Below are 16922 nucleotides of genomic sequence, written 5' to 3'. Positions count from 1 at the left end.
AATCGTCGGAAACGTCGTAGTGGAACTGGACCTGCAGCGCGTCCTTCTGCTGCGTGTGCGCAGCCAGCGACTTCGCGCGGCGCATCACCTGCGTCCACCAGTGCGTGTCGCTGTTGACCGGCGTGCCTGGCAGCAGTCCGGCGGCGACGGCCATCACGTCACGCATCCGGCCCTCGATGTCCACCCGGTTCTCCACGTAATCCTCAGCGATGCGACCGATCTGCCCCGCCGCCAGCGTCGCGAGCGTGGTCCAGTCGCGCAGGCCGAGGGTCACGGCAGCCCCGGTCGGGCCCACCCGCTCCCCACCCGGCAGGCCCAGGGCCAGGGGCGCTGGCAACTGCGCCAGCCGCGACTCCACCTTGCGCAGAAGAAGTGTGTCCATGCGCAAATTCTTACCAGCGGAGCGGTGCGGCGTCAATCAGGTCGGCGTAGGACTTTTGCTCGTCCTGGGTTCGCGGTCCGGGCGCGGAAGGTCGGGTGCCTGCTGTTGACACCTGTTTGTTGAGACCTAAACTATTTATCGATGACTCACACCAACCCGCCGATGGACCTGGAGGCGCGTGTCCACAGCGAGCACCCCGAGGCGCTGCGCCTGTGGCTGCGGCTCCTGACCTGCACCCAGCTGGTCGAAAAATGCGTCCGCAGCCGGCTGCGCGAGCGTTTCGGCACCACGCTGCCCCGCTTCGACCTCATGGCCCAGCTGGAGCGTGCGCCGCACGGCCTCAAGATGAATGAGCTGTCGAGCCGGATGATGGTCACCGGCGGCAATGTCACGGGCATCACCGACCAGCTCGTCAGCGAAGGCCTGGTGGACCGCACGACGGTCGCCGGCGACCGCCGGGCGTGCCGGATCCGCCTCACGGCCAAGGGGCGCAGGATGTTCCGCGAGATGGCGCTCCAGCACGAGGAGTGGATCGTCGGCGCCTTCTCGCCGTTGACGGACCGGGAAGTGACCACCTTGCACCGGCTGCTGGGGAAGGTGAAGGACCACGCCGGCGCCGTTCGGAGCGCCGCATGACCGCCGCGCCGCCGGGGCCGCGCTTGACCGCCCAGATCGATCGCTTCGTCCACGACCGCCTGCCGCCGCGCGAGCAGTGGCCGCAACTGCGCTACGACCTGCCGCAGCTGCAGCTGCCCGACCAGCTCAACCTGGTGGAGCGCCTGGTAGACCAGGCCGAGGCTCGCGGCTGGGCCGGCCGCCCGTGCCTGCGCTCCGGCGCCGCTGTCCTCTCGTATGGCGCCGTCCGCGAGCGCGTCGACCGCATCTGCCGGGTGCTGACCGAAGACCTCGGGCTGGTGCCCGGCAACCGGGTGCTGCTGCGCGGGGGCAATTCGATCGGCATGGCGACCGCCTGGCTGGCCGTGGTCAAGGCCGGACTGGTCGCGGTCGCCACGATGCCGCTGCTGCGGGCGCGCGAGCTCGGCGACATCATCGACAAGGCGCAGCCGCAGGCCGCGCTGTGCGACGCGAAACTGCTGGAGGAGCTGGAAGCGGCGCGACGCGAGCGGCCGGTGCTGCGCGACCTGGTGCTGTTCAACGCCCCCGATCGGGCCGGCTCGCTGGAGCAACGGTCGAGCCTGAAGCCGGCCGGCTTTGCCGCCTGCCCGACCGCCGCCGACGACGTGGCGATGATGGCGTTCACCTCCGGCACCACCGGCAAGCCCAAGGCCGCCGTGCACACCCATCGCGACGTGCTGGCTTCCTGCGAAGCCTGGCCGCGCCACGTGCTGCGCGCCACGCCCGACGACGTGGTCGTCGGCTCGCCGCCGCTGGCGTTCACCTTCGGCCTCGGCGGGTTGCTGATCTTCCCGCTCTGGGCCGGGGCGTCGGTGTACTTCCCCGACGGCCCGTACAACCCCGAGAGCATGGTCAAGCAGATCGCCGACATCGGCGCCACCATCTGCTACACGGCGCCCACGTTCTACCGCCAGATGGCGCCGTTCGCCAGGCAGCACGGCATCGGCCGCCTGCGCATCTGCGTGAGCGCCGGAGAAGGCCTGCCCGATGCCACCCGCCAGCTGTGGAAGCAGGCCACCGGCATCGAGATGCTGGACGGCATCGGCGCGACCGAGATGTTCCACATCTTCATTTCCGTCGCCGGCAGCGAGGTGCGGCCCGGCGCCATCGGCAAGGTGGTGCCGGGCTACCAGGCCAGGGTGGTCGACGACGAGGGCAACGAGGTGCCGCGCGGCACCATCGGCACGCTCGCGGTGATCGGCCCCACGGGCTGCCGTTATCTGGACGACCCGCGCCAGGCCGATTACGTGCGCCGCGGCTGGAACTTCCCCGGCGACGCGTTCGTGCAGGACGCCGACGGCTACTTCTTCTACCAGGCGCGCGCCGACGACATGATCATCACCGCGGGCTACAACGTCGGCGGTCCGGAGGTGGAGGACGCGTTGCTGCGCCATCCAGCCGTCGCCGAATGCGGCGTCATCGGCAAGCCCGACGACCAGCGCGGCATGATCGTCAAGGCCTTCTGCGTCCTGAAGCCGGGGCATCCTGGCGACGCCGCGATGACCAAGGCGCTGCAGGACCACGTCAAGGCGACGATCGCCCCGTTCAAGTATCCGCGCGAGATCGAATTCGTGGCCGGCCTGCCGCGCACCGAAACCGGCAAGCTCCAGCGCTTCAAGCTGCGCCAGATGTGAGTGCGTCCGCGCCCTCGGGCGCGCCCCGGCCCGCCGCCGCCGCTCGGTCGGCCGGGCCGTTCGCAACGGCCGGATAATTGGGCCATGCCAGCTTATTCGTTCGAGGCCCTGGACGCGCAGGGCGACACCCGCCGCGGCGTCATGGAGGCCGACACCGCCAAGGCCGTGCGCAGCCAGCTGCGGGCGCAGGCCCTGGTGCCGCTGCAGGTGCAGCCGGTGGGCACGGGCGCGGCGGCCAACGAGCCGGGCCTCGGCTGGGCCGACCGGGTGCTGCGGCGCCACGTCTTCACCTCGACCGGGCTGGCGATCTGGACCCGGCAGCTGGCCGGCCTGATCACGTCGGGCCTGCCCCTGGAGCGGGCGCTGACGGCCCTCACCGACGAGGCGGAGGGCGAGCGCGAACGCATGCTCGTGGCCGCGCTGCGCGCCGAGGTGAATGCCGGCTCGTCGTTCGCCAAGGCGCTGTCCCGGTTTCCCGGCGAATTCCCGGAGATCTACACGGCGGTGATCGGCGCCGGCGAGCAGACCGGCAACCTCGGGCTGGTCCTGGAGCGGCTCGCCGACGACCTCGAGGAGCGGCAGGCGCTGAAGGGAAAGCTGATCGGCGCCGCGTTGTATCCGGCCATCGTCACGGCGGTCGCGATCGCGATCGTGCTGTTCTTGGTGGCCTATGTCGTGCCACAAGTCGCCAACGTCTTCGCCGGCAGCAAGCGCGCGTTGCCGTTCCTGACCGTGGCCATGCTCGCCGTCAGCGATCTGGTGCGGCATTGGGGCTGGCTGGTGCTGTTGCTGCTCGCGCTCGGCGCCGTCGGCGGCCGCCTGGCGCTGCGCAATCCCGGCACGCGCGAGCGCTTCGATGCGGCCTGGCTGCGGTTGCCGGTGATCGGCCGGCTCTCGCGCGGCTACAACGCCGCGCGCTTCGCCAGCACCCTGGCCTTGCTTGCCGGCGCCGGCGTGCCGATCCTGAAGGCCCTGCAGGCGGCGGCCGAGACCCTGGGCAACCGCGCCATGCGGGCCGACGCGCTGGATGCGCTGGTGCTGGTGCGCGAAGGTGCGCCGCTGGCCTCGGCGATGGCGCAGAAGAAGCGCTTCCCCGGGCTGTTGTCGATGTTCGCGCGGCTGGGCGAGCAGACCGGGCAGTTGCCGCCGATGCTGCAACGGGCCGCCAACCAGCTGGGCGCCGAGGTCCAACGCCGCGCGATGCAGCTGGCCACCATCCTCGAGCCGTTGCTGATTGTCGGCATGGGGCTGATCGTGATGCTGATCGTGCTGGCGGTGCTGATGCCGATCATCCAGCTGAACCAGTTCGCCCGCTGAACGAAGGACCACCATGGCCGCGTCGCTGGACAACAAGCTGGTGGTGGCGATCTCCTCGCGCGCGCTGTTCAACTTCGAGGAAGAGAACGCGATCTTCGAAAGCGGCGACCCGCGGGCCTACATGCGGCTGCAGCTGGAACGGCTGGAGCAGCCGGCGCGTCCGGGGATCGCCTTCTCGCTGATCAAGAAGCTGCTGGCCTTCAACGACACGACCACCCAGCGCGTGGAGGTGGTGATCCTCTCGCGCAACGACCCGGTCTCGGGCATGCGCATCTTCCGCTCGGGGCATGCCAACGAGATCAAGCTGGAGCGCGGCGTGTTCACGCAGGGGCGCTCGCCCTTCCGCTACCTGCGGCCGCTGCGGGCCCACCTGTTCCTGTCGGCCAACGCGGAGGACGTGCGCGAGGCGCTGGCGGCCGGCTTTCCGGCGGCCCGCGTGCTGACCGAATCGGTGCTGGCCGGCGACAACTATCCCAACGAGGTCCGCATCGCCTTCGACGGCGACGCCGTGCTGTTTTCCGACGAGGCCGAGCGCGTGTTCCAGGCGCAGGGGCTCGACGCCTTCCAGCAGCACGAGCTCAGCAAGGCGGCGCAGCCGCTGCCCGAGGGCCCGTTCAAGCCGCTGCTGGCGGCGCTGCACCGCCTGCAGCAGGCTGGCACCGCGGCGATGCGCATCCGCACCGCCCTCGTCACCGCGCGCAGCGCCCCGGCGCACGAGCGCGCGATCCGCACGCTGATGAAGTGGGACATCCGGGTCGACGAGGCGATGTTTCTCGGCGGGCTGCCCAAGGGCGAGTTCCTGCGCGAGTTCGAGCCGGACTTCTTCTTCGACGACCAGACCGGCCACGTCAACCACGCGGCGCGGCACGTGCCTTCCGGCCACGTGTCCAGCGGCATCGCCAATCCGCGCTGAGTCCGGGCGCCGCCGCCCGCGCGCCGCTACGATGGGCCCTTCGCCAGGGGCCCTCCGCATGAATTCTCCGCACAAGCTCGCCGCCATCGGCGCCACCACGCGCAAGATCTGGGCGCTCACGACGCCGTTCTTCTCGTCCGACGAAAAATGGCGGGCGCGCGCCCTGCTCGCGGCCATCATCGTCCTGAACCTGGCCGCGGTGTACATGCTGGTCCTGATGAACGAGTGGAACCGCACCTTCTACGACGCGCTGGAAAAGCGGGACCAGCCGGTGTTCTGGGCCCAGCTGCTGCGGTTCACGTACCTGGCGTTCGGCTACATCGTGATCGCGGTCTACAAGTTCTACCTCACGCAGTTGCTGGAAGTGCGCTGGCGGGCCTGGATGACGGCGCATTACCTGCAGCGCTGGCTCGGCGCCCAGACCTTCTACCGGATGGAGCTCGCGCGCTTCGCCAATGGCCAGGCGGCGCCCGACAACCCCGACCAGCGCATCCAGGAAGACCTGAACCTGTTCACCACGTACAGCATCTCGCTGTCGATGGGCCTGCTGAATTCGCTGGTGACGCTGATCAGCTTCGTCGGGATCCTGTGGTCGCTCTCCGGCGGCTTCCTGTTCCATTGGGGCGGCGCCGCGTACGAGCTGCACGGCTTCATGGTCTGGGCGGCGCTGGCCTACTGCGTCGTCGGCAGCGTCCTCACCCACTACATCGGCCGCCGCCAGATCCCGCTGAATTTCCAGCAGCAGCGACTGGAAGCGGACTTTCGCCACCACATGATGCGGGTGCGCGAATACAGCGAGGCGATCGCGCTCGACAAGGGAGAGCAGGTCGAGCGCCGGCACCTCGACCTGCGCTTTTCGGCGGTGCTCGGGAACTACATCGCCCTGATCAAGGCGCAGAAGAACCTGATCTGGTTCACCACCTTCTTCGGCCAGGCGGCCGTCATCTTTCCCATGCTGGTCGCGGCGCCGCGCTTCTTCAGCGGCGCGATCCAGCTCGGCCAGCTGATGCAGATCTCGTCGGCCTTCGGCCAGGTCCAGGATTCGCTGGCCTGGTTCGTCGACAACTACAGTTCGCTGGCGGCCTGGCGCGCGACCAGCGACCGCCTGACCAGCTTCGAGGCCAGCGTGGCGGCGCAGGACGCGCAACCACGGCCGCGGGTCGAGCGCGGCGGCCAAGCGCTGGCGACGCACGCGCTGACGCTGGCGCTGCCGGACGGCTCGCTGCTGCTGTCGGATGTCTCGGTGCAGGTGGCACCCGGCGACTCGGTCATCGTCAAGGGGCCGTCGGGCAGCGGCAAGTCCACGCTGTTCCGGGCGTTCGCCGGCATCTGGCCCTTCGCCCGGGGAAAGGTCGACGTACCGGCCGACGCGATGTGCATTCCGCAGAACCCCTACTTCCCCGACGGCAGGCTGCGCGACGCCCTCGCCTATCCGGAGCCCGCGGATCGCTACAGCGAGCAAGCATTGCGCGAGGCCCTCGGCGCCGCCCTGCTGCCGCAGCTCGCCGCGCGCCTGGACGACCACGACGCGTGGACGCAAAAGCTCTCGGGCGGCGAGCGCCAACGGCTGGCGCTGGCGCGGGTGTTCCTGAAGCAGCCGGCGTGGGTGCTGGCCGACGAGGCGACCAGCGCCCTGGACGAACAGGCGGAGCACACGCTGTACCAGCGGCTGGCGGACCTGGTGCGCCGGCGCGGCGGCTCGCTGATCTCGATCGGCCATCGGCCCGCGCTCGACGCCTTCCACCGGCGCCGCTGGGAACTGCAGCGCGGCGCGGACGACGGCGCTGCCGCATTCCGGCTGCGCCAGGCCTGAACGCCGCTCAGGCGCGGGCGGCGGAGCGCGCTTCCCGGCGCGCGATCCAGATGGTGGACAAACAGATCACGATGCCACCCACGATGGTGGAGCGGCTCGGCTGGTCGCCGAACACCAGCCAGCCCAGCATGGTCGCCCACACCAGTTCCAGGAACTTGACGGACTGCGTCGCCGAGATGTCGGCCACCGTGAACGAGCGGGTGAGGCAGTAATGCCCGAGGCTGCCCAGCAGGCCGCACAGGGCAAAGGCGAACCACTGCCCCAGCGTCGGCGCCTTCCAAGACAGCAACGCCAGCGGCAAGCTGAGAAGCGCCACCGAGATCGATTGCCACACCACGATGACCGCGGCCCGGTCGAACCGCGTGAGGCCCTTGGTCAGCAGGAACGACGCGGCGAACACCGGCGACGAGGCGAGCATCACCAGCGTGTACAGCCCGCCGCCGCCGCTCAGCTTGGGCGCCACCACGATCAGCACCCCCGACAGGCCGATCAGCGCGGCCAGCCAGCGCTCCCAGCGCATGCGTTCGCCGAAGAACCAGGCCGCCCCCAGCATGATGAAGATCGGGCCGGTGAAGCCGATGGCCGTGATGTCCGCGATCGTGATGTGCGGAATCGCGGTGAACCACAGGCACAGGCCGATGGTGTGCACGCCGCCGCGCACGAACTGGCCGGCGATGTTCACGGGCCGGTAGGCCGCGAAGCCATAGCGCGCCACCAGCGGCAGCATCACCACCAGCCCGAACAGGTAGCGCAGGAACTGGGTCTGGAACGGATCGAGCGTCAGCGACAGGTCGCGCATCACCGTGTTCAGCACCACGAACGTGAACCCGGATGCGGTCGCCCAGAGCAGCCCGCGGACGTTGGGGTCGAGGCGGGAGGCGCGCCGTTGGACGAGGGCGGCGCGACGCAGCACCGTGTCCGTGCGGGTGCGGCCACGGACGTTGCCAGTGCGCACCTGTCCCATCGGCGAAACTATAGCCGACCGGCACCGGCGCCCGGGTTGGCGGCCGCCCGCTCAGTGGGCGCCCAACGCGTCGGCCGGCGGCTCGGCGGCGACCGCGCCGCGCGCGACCGGGATGCGTTCGGATGCCTTGACGATGGTGACCGGCACCGGGGCGGCGTGGGCCAGCGCGTGCGAGAACGAGCCGAGCAGCGCGCTTGCCAGCGCGCCCTTGCCGTGGGCTCCGGCGACGATCTGCGCGCAGCCCCGCTCCTCCGCCAGGTCGCACAGCGCCCGCACCGGATCACCCGACACGATCTCGCAGTCGAACGGCACGCCGGCGGCGCGGCAGAGTTCGCGGGCGGACTCCAGCAGGTGCGCGCCGGCCCCGGTGCTGACGTCCTTGATCACGTCGGGGTCGTGCGCCACCACGATTTCGTACAGCGATGCGGGCGGCTGCACATTGGCCAGCAGCAGCTCGGCGCGCAGACCCTGCCGGACGAGGCCGATCGCGTAGCGCACCGCGTCCAGCGAAAGCGGCGAGCCGTCGACGGGAACCAGGATCTTCATGGCAGACTCCTCGCGTGGCGGTGAACGCACATTAGCACCGGCGCGGCAGGGGTGCAACGAGCGCCGCGCCGCCGTCGAGGGGAACAAATTGCGCCGGCGGCCACCGAGAATCGGCGGCGGGTGATATTCGTCAACGGCGCCGGCGCCGGATCGGGCGATGCTCTGTCTGCGGTCGAGCGACGGGGTCGCACACTGCGGGACCGGGATGGTGTAAGTTGCACGCTTTCCCGCCACCGCCGTTGCGGCCGCCGGCGGCACCGGTGGTGCCTTGCCGGCGGGGACGCAAGCACTCGGCCAGCCACAACAAGCGAAGAAAGTTCATGAAGCGTTATCCCGGCTGGGAGCAACGCGCCGTCGCCGCACAGGACGTCGTTGCCCATCTCAAGAGCCAGCACAAGATCTTTGTCCACGGCGCCGCCGCCACCCCCACCACCCTGCTGGACGCGATGGTCGAGCGGCGCGACCTGCAGGGCGTGGAACTGTTCCACCTTCACCTGAGCGGTCCGCTGCGCTTCAGCGAGCCGCAGTACCGCGACGCGTTCATCTCCAATCCGCTGTTCACCGACCACGGGATGCGCGGGGCGGTCGATGAAGGGCGCGCGTACTTCGTGCCGGTGTTCCTGTCGGACGTGCCCGATCTCTTCTCGACCCGCCGGATTCCCCTCGATGTTGCGCTGGTGTCGCTCTCGCCGCCGGACGAGCATGGACTGTGCACGCTCGGCACGTCGGTCGACGCTGCCCGGGCCGCCACCGAGCACGCGACCATCGTGCTGGCCGAGATCAACGAGCAGCTGCCGCGCACGTACGGCGCGACCGTGGTTCCGTTCGAGCGGGTCACCGCGTTCGTGCACACCAACCGGCCGTTGCACGAAGCGCACACGCCGCCGATGAGCGAGGTCGAAAACCGCATCGGCGAGCACATCGCGGCCCTGGTGGAGGACGGCTCGACCTTGCAGATGGGGATAGGCGCAATCCCGAATGCGGTGCTCAGCCGCCTGGGCACCAAGAACGACCTGGGCGTTCACACCGAGATGTTCTCGGACCTGCTGGTCCCGCTGATGAAGAGCGGCGTCGTCACCAACAAGTACAAGACCGTGCATCGCGGCCGCACCGTGACCAGCTTCGTCAGCGGCTCACGCGCGCTGTTCGACTTCGTCGACAACAACCAGCTGGTCGAGTTCCATCCCTGCGACCGCACCAACGACACGGCGCTGATCCGGCAGAACCCGCGCGCCGTGGCGGTCAACGCCGCGCTGGAAATCGACCTCACCGGCCAGGTCTGCGCCGACTCGATCGGGCACCGCATCTACTCGGGCATCGGCGGCCAGATGGATTTCATCCGCGGCGCGGCGCTGTCCGAGGGCGGCAAGGCGATCATCGCGCTGCCGTCGACGGCCAAGAACGGGCAGATCTCGCGCATCGTCTCCACCCTCAAACCGGGCGCCGGCGTGGTCACGACCCGTGGTCACGTGCAGTACGTCGCGACGGAGTACGGCATCGTCGACCTGCATGGACTGAACCTCAAGAAGCGGGCGGAAGCCTTGATTTCGATCGCGCACCCCGACTTCCGCGCCGAGCTGGCGCGAGAGGTGCGCGAGATCCGGCACTTCCTGGTGGGCTGAGGCGCGGGAGCGCTCGGCAATCGCACTGCCGCGCAGTGCACGAGGCCGGGGCGAGGCAGGCGCCGCCTCCGAAACGTTACCGGCTCCTTACCTTTGATTCACGTCATGGACGAGTCCCGCGCACGCACGTAGAAAAAACTCGTCGATGGAGAAAAGTCGATGCACAGCGAGGAAGCTCAGCAGCTGAGCCCGGCGACATCCAGCCTCGAACACCGTACCGGTGAACGACGCAGTGTCGACAGGCGCTCTGCGGATCGCCGGGCCGGCGAGCGTCGCCGTGCGCAGCAGCGGCCGCTGCAGAAATTGCAGCCGTCCGCGTCACAACCGCCGGCGGCGAACGGCCTTGAAGGCGAAATCCGGCGGTTGGCTGCCGAAAGCAAAGCCGCCTTGGACGCATTCGGGGTCGAGGCCGATCGGCCGGACTCGCCAGCGCCGTACTTCCAGCCACCACGCCGTTTTCCCTGAGCACGCGAACCGGCGACGCGTGGCCGCCGCCGAGCGGCCCACCCACCCTGGACAGTAGAACGTTGAGCTGAGGCGCTGCCGAGCGTCGCCTTTGTTGACGCCGGTCATTTTCTTTGGCGCCGTCCCGGCTAATTGGGTAGGAGCGGCTTGCGCTTCATGACGGGGTGCCAAGGCAAGCCCGCCGCCGCTGCGCGCGCCCCACACACCACGAAAGGACCATGATGCGGATCGATAGAGCCTTCCAGAAAAGCGCGGCCGTTTCTGCGGTGTTCGCGATTGCCGGCAGCGGCCTCGCGGCAGCCCAGCCGGTCACGGAAAAATGGTCGGGCCCCCCGCCCGTCGGTGCGAGGTGGGAGTCCGCGCAGAAGAACACCGGCAGCTTCGGCACGGACCGACAGGTGAGGATGACGCGCCTGCCCGACACGACGTGGAAGGGAGCGCCGGCGCTCGCGATATCGAATGTCGGCGCGGGCACGCTGCTGATGCGCCCCGACGACGGCCACTGGATGGCAGCGCTCGGTCCCGACGGCGCGCCGGCCGTGACTTACGATCCGCCCATGGGGTGGCTGTTCCCGCTGGCGGTCGGAAAGAAGTTCGACATGAATTCCAGGATGACGAATGCCAAGGGCACGGTGACCGACGTCAGTGCCTCCTGTGCGATCGAGGCGTGGGAGAAGGTCGAGGTGCCCGCCGGCTCGTTCGACGCCTATCGCATTGCCTGCAAGAACAATCTTGGTGAAGAGGGCGTCTACTGGACCAGCCCCGACGTCGGCTCCTTCGTCAGGACCCGCCTGCAACGCTCGGCCAGCCACCCAGCGGGCGCGGGGACGCAGGAATCGGAACTGGTCGTCTCGCCTCGGTAGCTCTTCGGGGCGAAATCGCCGAAGGCAGGGAAGTTGCGCGGCTCGCGCCGCGACCGCCTGCCGTGTCGTTGCCGGACCAAGGTCGCGGCGGTGCGCCCGCGCCGGTTCCGGCAGGTCGGGCCGCATTTTGACTTATGGCAACGATTCGCACGCTCGCCGGCTCGATCAGTTTGAATCAGGCGCGCGGCGGGCTATGAGTTGCTTGATCGATGCACGTTTTGAGCCGCCGATGCGCCGCCATGGAGAGCGCCTGCTGCGCGAAGCCGAATGACGAGTCATCGGAGGCAGGACAGACGGGTTCAGAGCGAAGCCCGGTATGCCCGTGTTCTTGCGCTCCTGGAGATAGTCATGACACGCCTTATTGCACTGACGCTGGCAGCCGCCGCGGCGATTGCCGCCCCCGCGCTGGCCGACACCTCCCTGGCCGGCGATATCTCGATCGACACCACCAAGATGCAGAGCTCCACCAGCCGCGCCGACGTGCGGGCGGACGTCGCGAAGGCCACGGTGACCGAATGGACCAGGCAGCGCGCCAACGCCTTCGAAAACACCGGCTACACCCGGGCGGCGGCGCGGGCCGACTACCTGAGGACCCGCGGCGAAAACCGCATGATGACGGGCGAGGACAGCGGATCGGTGTACCTGAGTCAAGGCGCGTTCCCCGTCGGCACCCGCGCGATGGGCGCCGGCCCAAGGTGAGCCTGCGCCTCGGTTGGTGCATCACAGCGGCCGGTGGCGGACCACTCGGCGAGCCGCGCGGGCCATCGCTCGCCGGGCAAGGCCGACTGGCCCTGCGGCGGCGGCCCATCGGCCCCGGGGGTTGAATCCTGTCGGAAAACCCTTATCATTAGCACTCGCTGAAGTTGAGTGCTAACAGCCGTGCTTGCGGCACCCACTTCACAGGTTAATAAGCGCTGACTTCGTTGGCGCTTTTTTGTCCCCCTCAGTTTCAGTCAAGGAGATGCAATGAAACTTCGTCCCCTGCACGATCGCGTGATCGTCAAGCGTGTGGAAAACGAGACCCGCACCGCGTCCGGTATCGTGATCCCCGACAATGCCGCCGAAAAGCCCGACCAGGGCGAAGTGCTGGCCGTCGGCCCCGGCCGCAAGAACGACAAGGGCGAGCTCATTGCCCCCAACATCGCCGTCGGCGACCGCGTCCTGTTCGGCAAGTACAGCGGCCAGACCGTCAAGGTCGATGGCGAAGAACTGCTGGTGATGAAGGAAGACGACCTGTTCGCCGTCATCGAAGGCGCGCCGGCCGCCAACATCAAGAAGGTCGCCTGAGTCCAGGCCCCGCCCTTTCAACCCATTCATCAGAGGTAAGAAAACATGGCAGCTAAAGACGTCATTTTCGGCGGCGACGCGCGTCACCGCATGGTCGAAGGCGTGAACATCCTGGCCAACGCGGTCAAGGTCACGCTGGGCCCCAAGGGCCGCAACGTGGTGCTCGAGCGCTCGTTCGGCGCCCCGACGGTCACCAAGGACGGCGTGTCCGTGGCCAAGGAAGTCGAGCTCAAGGACAAGCTCCAGAACATGGGCGCCCAGATGGTCAAGGAAGTCGCTTCCAAGACCAGCGACATCGCCGGTGACGGCACGACCACGGCCACCGTGCTGGCCCAGGCCATCGTGCGCGAAGGCATGAAGTACGTGGCCGCGGGCATGAACCCGATGGACCTCAAGCGCGGCATCGACAAGGCCGTGATCGCCCTGGTCGAGCAGCTGAAGAAGGCTTCGAAGGCCACGACGACGTCCAAGGAAATCGCCCAGGTCGGCTCCATTTCCGCCAACAGCGACGAGACGATCGGCAAGATCATCGCCGACGCGATGGACAAGGTCGGCAAGGAAGGCGTGATCACCGTCGAAGACGGCAAGTCGCTGGAGTCCGAACTCGAAGTCGTGGAAGGCATGCAGTTCGACCGCGGCTACCTGTCGCCGTACTTCATCAACAACCCCGACAAGCAGTCGGCCCTGCTCGACAACCCGTTCGTGCTGCTGTACGACAAGAAGGTCAGCAGCATCCGTGACCTGCTGCCGATCCTGGAGCAAGTCGCCAAGGCCAGCCGCCCGCTGCTGATCATCGCCGAGGAAGTCGAAGGCGAAGCGCTCGCGACCCTGGTGGTCAACACCATCCGCGGCATCCTGAAGGTCGTCGCCGTCAAGGCCCCGGGCTTCGGCGACCGCCGCAAGGCCATGCTGGAAGACATCGCCATCCTGACCGGCGGCAAGGTGATTTCGGAAGAAGTCGGCCTGACCCTCGAGAAGGTGACGCTGGCCGACCTGGGCCAGGCCAAGCGCATCGAAGTCGGCAAGGAAAACACCACGATCATCGACGGCGCCGGCGCGGCTGGTGACATCGAAGCGCGCGTCAAGCAGATCCGCGTGCAGATCGAGGAAGCGACGAGCGACTACGACCGCGAGAAGCTGCAAGAGCGCGTGGCCAAGCTGGCCGGCGGCGTGGCGGTGATCAAGGTCGGTGCCGCGACCGAAGTCGAGATGAAGGAAAAGAAGGCCCGCGTCGAAGACGCGCTGCACGCCACCCGCGCTGCCGTGGAAGAAGGCATCGTGGCCGGCGGCGGTGTCGCCCTGCTGCGCGCCCGTCAGGCCGCTGGCGAGATCAAGGGTGACAACCCCGACCAGGACGCCGGCATCAAGCTGGTGCTCAAGGCCATCGAGTCGCCGCTGCGCGAGATCGTGGCGAACGCCGGCGGCGAGCCGAGCGTGGTCGTCAACGCCGTGCTGGCCAGCAAGGGCAATCATGGCTTCAACGCCGCCAACGACACCTACGGCGACATGATCGAGATGGGCATCCTGGACCCGACCAAGGTGACGCGCACTGCCCTGCAGAACGCCGCCTCCGTGGCCGGCCTGATGCTCACGACCGAAGCCATGGTCGCCGAAGCGCCGAAGGACGAGGCTCCGGCCGGCGGCATGCCTGGCGGCATGGGCGGCATGGGTGGCATGGGCGGCATGGACATGTAATGTCCACGCGGGGAAAACGCCCAGCGTGTTCCCCGTTCGTCCAGATGAAGAAGCCGGGCTCTGCCCGGCTTTTTTCTTTTCGTGAACCCGTCGGCGCTCGTTCAGACCGCGCCCGGCGGCAGCGCCGGGGTGGCGTCGATCGCCGGCGGACCACCGTACTCGTTCGGTTGCGGATCGCTCTTTTGCACCGCCCAGTAGATCAGGAAGATCCAGCCGATCAGCGGCACGAACCACAGCAACTGGAACCAGCCGCTCTTGCCGATGTCGTGGAGCCGCCGCGCGCCGACCGCGACCGACGGCAGCAGCAGCGCGAGCGAGACGAGATTGCCGAGACGGTGCCAGATGATGGATGCCGCCATCGACGCCAGCACGTTGAACAGGAAGAACCACCAGAATTCCGCGCGCCCGGCCCGCCCGGTGAATGTCGCGTAATTGCTCAAGCAGTTCCTGATCGCCTGACCGAAATCCATGCGTTTCCTCCTCGTGCGAGCCGGTGCGGCTCGCGTGCATGATAGGAGGAGCGCCGCGAAAGCGCTACTGCGGGACGCCGCCGCGCAGCCGCTGCAGCAGGCCGGCGGTCGATGCATCGAGGCCGCCGCAGTCGCCGCTCGCCAGCCGCGGCGCGAGCTCCTTCGCCAGCACCTTGCCCAGCTCGACGCCCCACTGATCGAAGCTGTTGAGGCCCCAGATCGCGCCGCTGGTGAACACGCGGTGCTCGTACAACGCGACCAGCGCGCCCAACGACGCCGGATCGAGCCGGTCCAGCACGAAGAAGGTGCTCGGGCGGTTGCCCGGGAAGTCCTTGTGGCCGCCGGCGTCGCGCTGGCCCTGCATCAGCGCCTGCGCCTGCGCCAGCGCGTTCGCCAGCAACTGGGTGTGGTGCCCCGGCAGCGAGTGCGCTGCTTCCCGGACCGCGATGAATTCCACCGGCACCCGGTCCGTGCCCTGGTGCAGCATCTGGAAATAGGCGTGCTGGCCATTGGTCCCCGGCTCGCCCCACAGCACCGGCGCTGTGTCATAGGGCAGTGGCGACCCGTCGCGACTGACGCGCTTGCCGTTGCTTTCCATCTCCAGCTGCTGCAAGTACGCGGGCAGCCGCCGCAAGGCGCTGTGGTACGGCGCGATGCTGCGGCTGGTGAACCCGAAGAAATTGCGGTACCAGACGTCCAGCAATCCCAGGCGCACCGGAAGATTGCGGTCCAGGGGCGCGGTCTGGAAATGCCGGTCCATCGCGTGCGCACCAGCCAGCAGTTCGCGAAAACGAGCGGCGCCGATCGCGATCGCCACCGGCAGCCCGATCGCGGACCACAACGAATAGCGGCCACCGACCCAGTCCCAGAAGCCGAAGGTGGTGGTGATCCCGAACTCGCGCGCCGCGGCCACATTGGTGGTGAGCGCCGCGAAGTGGCGTGCCACGTCGCGCCCGCCCGCCGCCTCGAACCAGGCCCGGGCCGAGCGCGCGTTGGTCATCGTCTCGAGCGTCGTGAACGTCTTGGAGGCCACAAGCACCAGCGTGCGCTCCGGCCGCAGTCCGCGCAGCACGCCATCGAGCTCGTGGCCATCCACGTTGGACACGAAATGAAAGCGCCGCGCCGGATCGACGAACGCGGCCAGGGCGGCCACCGCCATTTGCGGCCCCAGGTCCGAGCCGCCGATACCGATGTTGACGACATCCGTGATCGCCGGGTCGGAGCGGACCTGCTCCGCGTAGCCGAGCATCGCTTCGAGCGTCTGCTGGACTGCGGCGAGATCGGGATCGTGCGCGCTGCCGGCCGGTGCGCGCAGCAGCCAGTGCTTGACCGCCCGCTGCTCGGTCGTGTTGATCGCCTCGCCGGCAAACATGGCGTCGCGCCTGGCCTCCAGCGAGCACTCGCGCGCAAGCTCCAGCAGCAGCGCCTGGGCCCGCTGGTCGATCAGGTTCTTGGACAGGTCGGCAAAGACATGCGGCGCCTCCTCGCTGAAGGCATCGAAGCGCTGCGGGTCGGCGGCAAAGGCCTGCCGCAGGTCGAAGCCGTGGGCGGTCTTTTCGTAATGGTTCTGCAGCGCCGCCCAGGCGGCGGTGTGGTCGCAGCGGACGGCTGCCGTGAGGTCGCCGGCCATCCGCTCAGGCCGCCTTCATGAGTGCTTCGAGCTTGACCGCGTCGGCCGCGAAGGCCCGGATGCCTTCGCCGAGCTTTTCGCTGGCCATCGCGTCCTCGTTCAGCGCATAGCGGAACGCGGCCTCGTCGTAGCGCACGGGCTCGATCGTCATGGAGCGGGCCTGCTGCGGATCGAGCGCGCGCGACACGGGCGCGTCCGACCCGGCCAGTTGCGCCATCAGCTCGGGGCTGATCGTCAGCAGGTCGCAGCCCGCCAGCGCCAGGATCTGGCCCACGTTGCGAAAGCTCGCGCCCATGACCTCGGTGCGGATGCCGAAGTGCTTGTAGTACTGGTAGATCTGGCGCACCGAACCGACCCCCGGATCGTTGGGCCCGGCGTTCGCCGCTTCGTCCCAGGCGCCGCCCGCCGCCTTCTTGTACCAGTCGTAGATGCGGCCGACGAAAGGCGAGATCAGCTGCACCTTGGCCTGCCCGCAGGCCACGGCCTGGCAGAACGAGAACAGCAGCGTCAGGTTGGTGCGGATGCCGCGCTCTTCCAGCTGGCGCGCGGCCTGGATGCCCTCCCACGTGGAGGCCACCTTGATGAGGATGCGCTCGGGCGGCACGCCTTCGGCCTGGTACAGCTGCATGATCCGTTCGGCGCGCTTGATCGACGCGGCGGTGTCGAAGCTGAGTCGCGCGTCGAC

Annotated in this window: 16 protein-coding genes and 1 pseudogene; 11 read left to right on the top strand and 6 right to left on the bottom strand. The window is 68.6% G+C overall.

Annotated elements, in window-relative coordinates:
* Window positions 1–382: pseudogene (locus VNT59_RS19865) on the bottom strand (SAM-dependent methyltransferase); the annotation flags it as partial.
* A 162-nt stretch (window positions 383–544) separates the two neighbouring features.
* Here VNT59_RS19865 and VNT59_RS19860 point away from each other — a divergent pair.
* From VNT59_RS19860 to VNT59_RS19840, 5 genes are all read left to right on the top strand, one after another.
* Window positions 545–1018 (top strand): MarR family winged helix-turn-helix transcriptional regulator, encoded by a 474-nt coding sequence (locus VNT59_RS19860; protein WP_325501350.1) that lies wholly within the window; start codon window positions 545–547, stop codon window positions 1016–1018.
* Window positions 1015–2652 carry an AMP-binding protein gene (locus VNT59_RS19855; RefSeq protein WP_325501348.1) on the top strand — a complete coding sequence of 546 codons (1638 nt, stop codon included), beginning with the start codon at window positions 1015–1017 and terminating at the stop codon, window positions 2650–2652. The genes VNT59_RS19860 and VNT59_RS19855 overlap by 4 nt, the downstream gene beginning before the upstream one ends.
* An 84-nt stretch (window positions 2653–2736) precedes the next feature.
* Window positions 2737–3969, top strand: a complete 1233-nt coding sequence (gspF, locus tag VNT59_RS19850; RefSeq protein ID WP_325501346.1) for a type II secretion system inner membrane protein GspF — start codon at window positions 2737–2739, stop codon at window positions 3967–3969.
* Window positions 3970–3982: 13 nt separating this feature from the next.
* On the top strand, window positions 3983–4882 hold the full coding sequence (locus VNT59_RS19845) for a 5'-nucleotidase (RefSeq protein WP_325501344.1): 900 nt from the start codon (window positions 3983–3985) through the stop codon (window positions 4880–4882).
* Window positions 4883–4940: 58 nt separating this feature from the next.
* The gene (locus VNT59_RS19840; protein WP_325501342.1) at window positions 4941–6695 is read left to right on the top strand and encodes an ABC transporter ATP-binding protein/permease; all 1755 of its coding nucleotides are present in this window, start codon (window positions 4941–4943) and stop codon (window positions 6693–6695) included.
* Between the two features lie 7 nt (window positions 6696–6702).
* Here VNT59_RS19840 and VNT59_RS19835 read toward each other — a convergent pair whose 3' ends face one another.
* Window positions 6703–7659 (bottom strand): DMT family transporter, encoded by a 957-nt coding sequence (locus tag VNT59_RS19835; protein ID WP_325501340.1) that lies wholly within the window; start codon window positions 7657–7659, stop codon window positions 6703–6705.
* A gap of 51 nt (window positions 7660–7710) precedes the next feature.
* Window positions 7711–8205, bottom strand: a complete 495-nt coding sequence (locus tag VNT59_RS19830; protein ID WP_325501338.1) for a universal stress protein — start codon at window positions 8203–8205, stop codon at window positions 7711–7713.
* A gap of 320 nt (window positions 8206–8525) precedes the next feature.
* Between VNT59_RS19830 and VNT59_RS19825 the strand changes: the two genes are divergently transcribed.
* The 6 genes from VNT59_RS19825 (at window position 8526) to groL (ending at window position 14137) form a co-directional block, all read left to right on the top strand.
* Window positions 8526–9827, top strand: coding sequence for an acetyl-CoA hydrolase/transferase family protein (locus tag VNT59_RS19825; protein ID WP_325501336.1), 1302 nt, complete (start codon window positions 8526–8528; stop codon window positions 9825–9827).
* Between the two features lie 159 nt (window positions 9828–9986).
* Complete coding sequence (locus VNT59_RS19820; RefSeq protein ID WP_325501334.1) at window positions 9987–10292, top strand: hypothetical protein; 306 nt, start codon at window positions 9987–9989, stop codon at window positions 10290–10292.
* A 218-nt stretch (window positions 10293–10510) separates the two neighbouring features.
* Window positions 10511–11155 carry a hypothetical protein gene (locus VNT59_RS19815; RefSeq protein WP_325501332.1) on the top strand — a complete coding sequence of 215 codons (645 nt, stop codon included), beginning with the start codon at window positions 10511–10513 and terminating at the stop codon, window positions 11153–11155.
* A gap of 348 nt (window positions 11156–11503) precedes the next feature.
* On the top strand, window positions 11504–11854 hold the full coding sequence (locus VNT59_RS19810) for a hypothetical protein (protein ID WP_325501330.1): 351 nt from the start codon (window positions 11504–11506) through the stop codon (window positions 11852–11854).
* A gap of 267 nt (window positions 11855–12121) precedes the next feature.
* The gene (locus VNT59_RS19805) at window positions 12122–12442 is read left to right on the top strand and encodes a co-chaperone GroES (RefSeq protein WP_325501328.1); all 321 of its coding nucleotides are present in this window, start codon (window positions 12122–12124) and stop codon (window positions 12440–12442) included.
* Between the two features lie 45 nt (window positions 12443–12487).
* The gene (groL, locus tag VNT59_RS19800; protein WP_325501326.1) at window positions 12488–14137 is read left to right on the top strand and encodes a chaperonin GroEL; all 1650 of its coding nucleotides are present in this window, start codon (window positions 12488–12490) and stop codon (window positions 14135–14137) included.
* 101 nt (window positions 14138–14238) lie between these two features.
* Here groL and VNT59_RS19795 read toward each other — a convergent pair whose 3' ends face one another.
* The 3 genes from VNT59_RS19795 to VNT59_RS19785 all read right to left on the bottom strand — a co-directional run.
* Window positions 14239–14607: a DUF805 domain-containing protein gene (locus tag VNT59_RS19795; RefSeq protein ID WP_325501324.1), complete on the bottom strand. Its 369-nt coding sequence runs from the start codon at window positions 14605–14607 to the stop codon at window positions 14239–14241.
* Window positions 14608–14671: 64 nt separating this feature from the next.
* Entirely contained in the window at window positions 14672–16237 is a 1566-nt protein-coding gene (pgi, locus tag VNT59_RS19790; RefSeq protein WP_325501322.1) for a glucose-6-phosphate isomerase, read from the bottom strand.
* Between the two features lie 4 nt (window positions 16238–16241).
* Window positions 16242–16922: transaldolase family protein (locus tag VNT59_RS19785; RefSeq protein ID WP_325501320.1), on the bottom strand; the 681-nt coding region annotated here is incomplete at its 5' end.

Source organism: Ramlibacter sp., assembly GCF_035554825.1.
Lineage (GTDB): Bacteria > Pseudomonadota > Gammaproteobacteria > Burkholderiales > Burkholderiaceae_C > Ramlibacter.
This window is presented reverse-complemented; position numbering and strand designations above follow the sequence as displayed.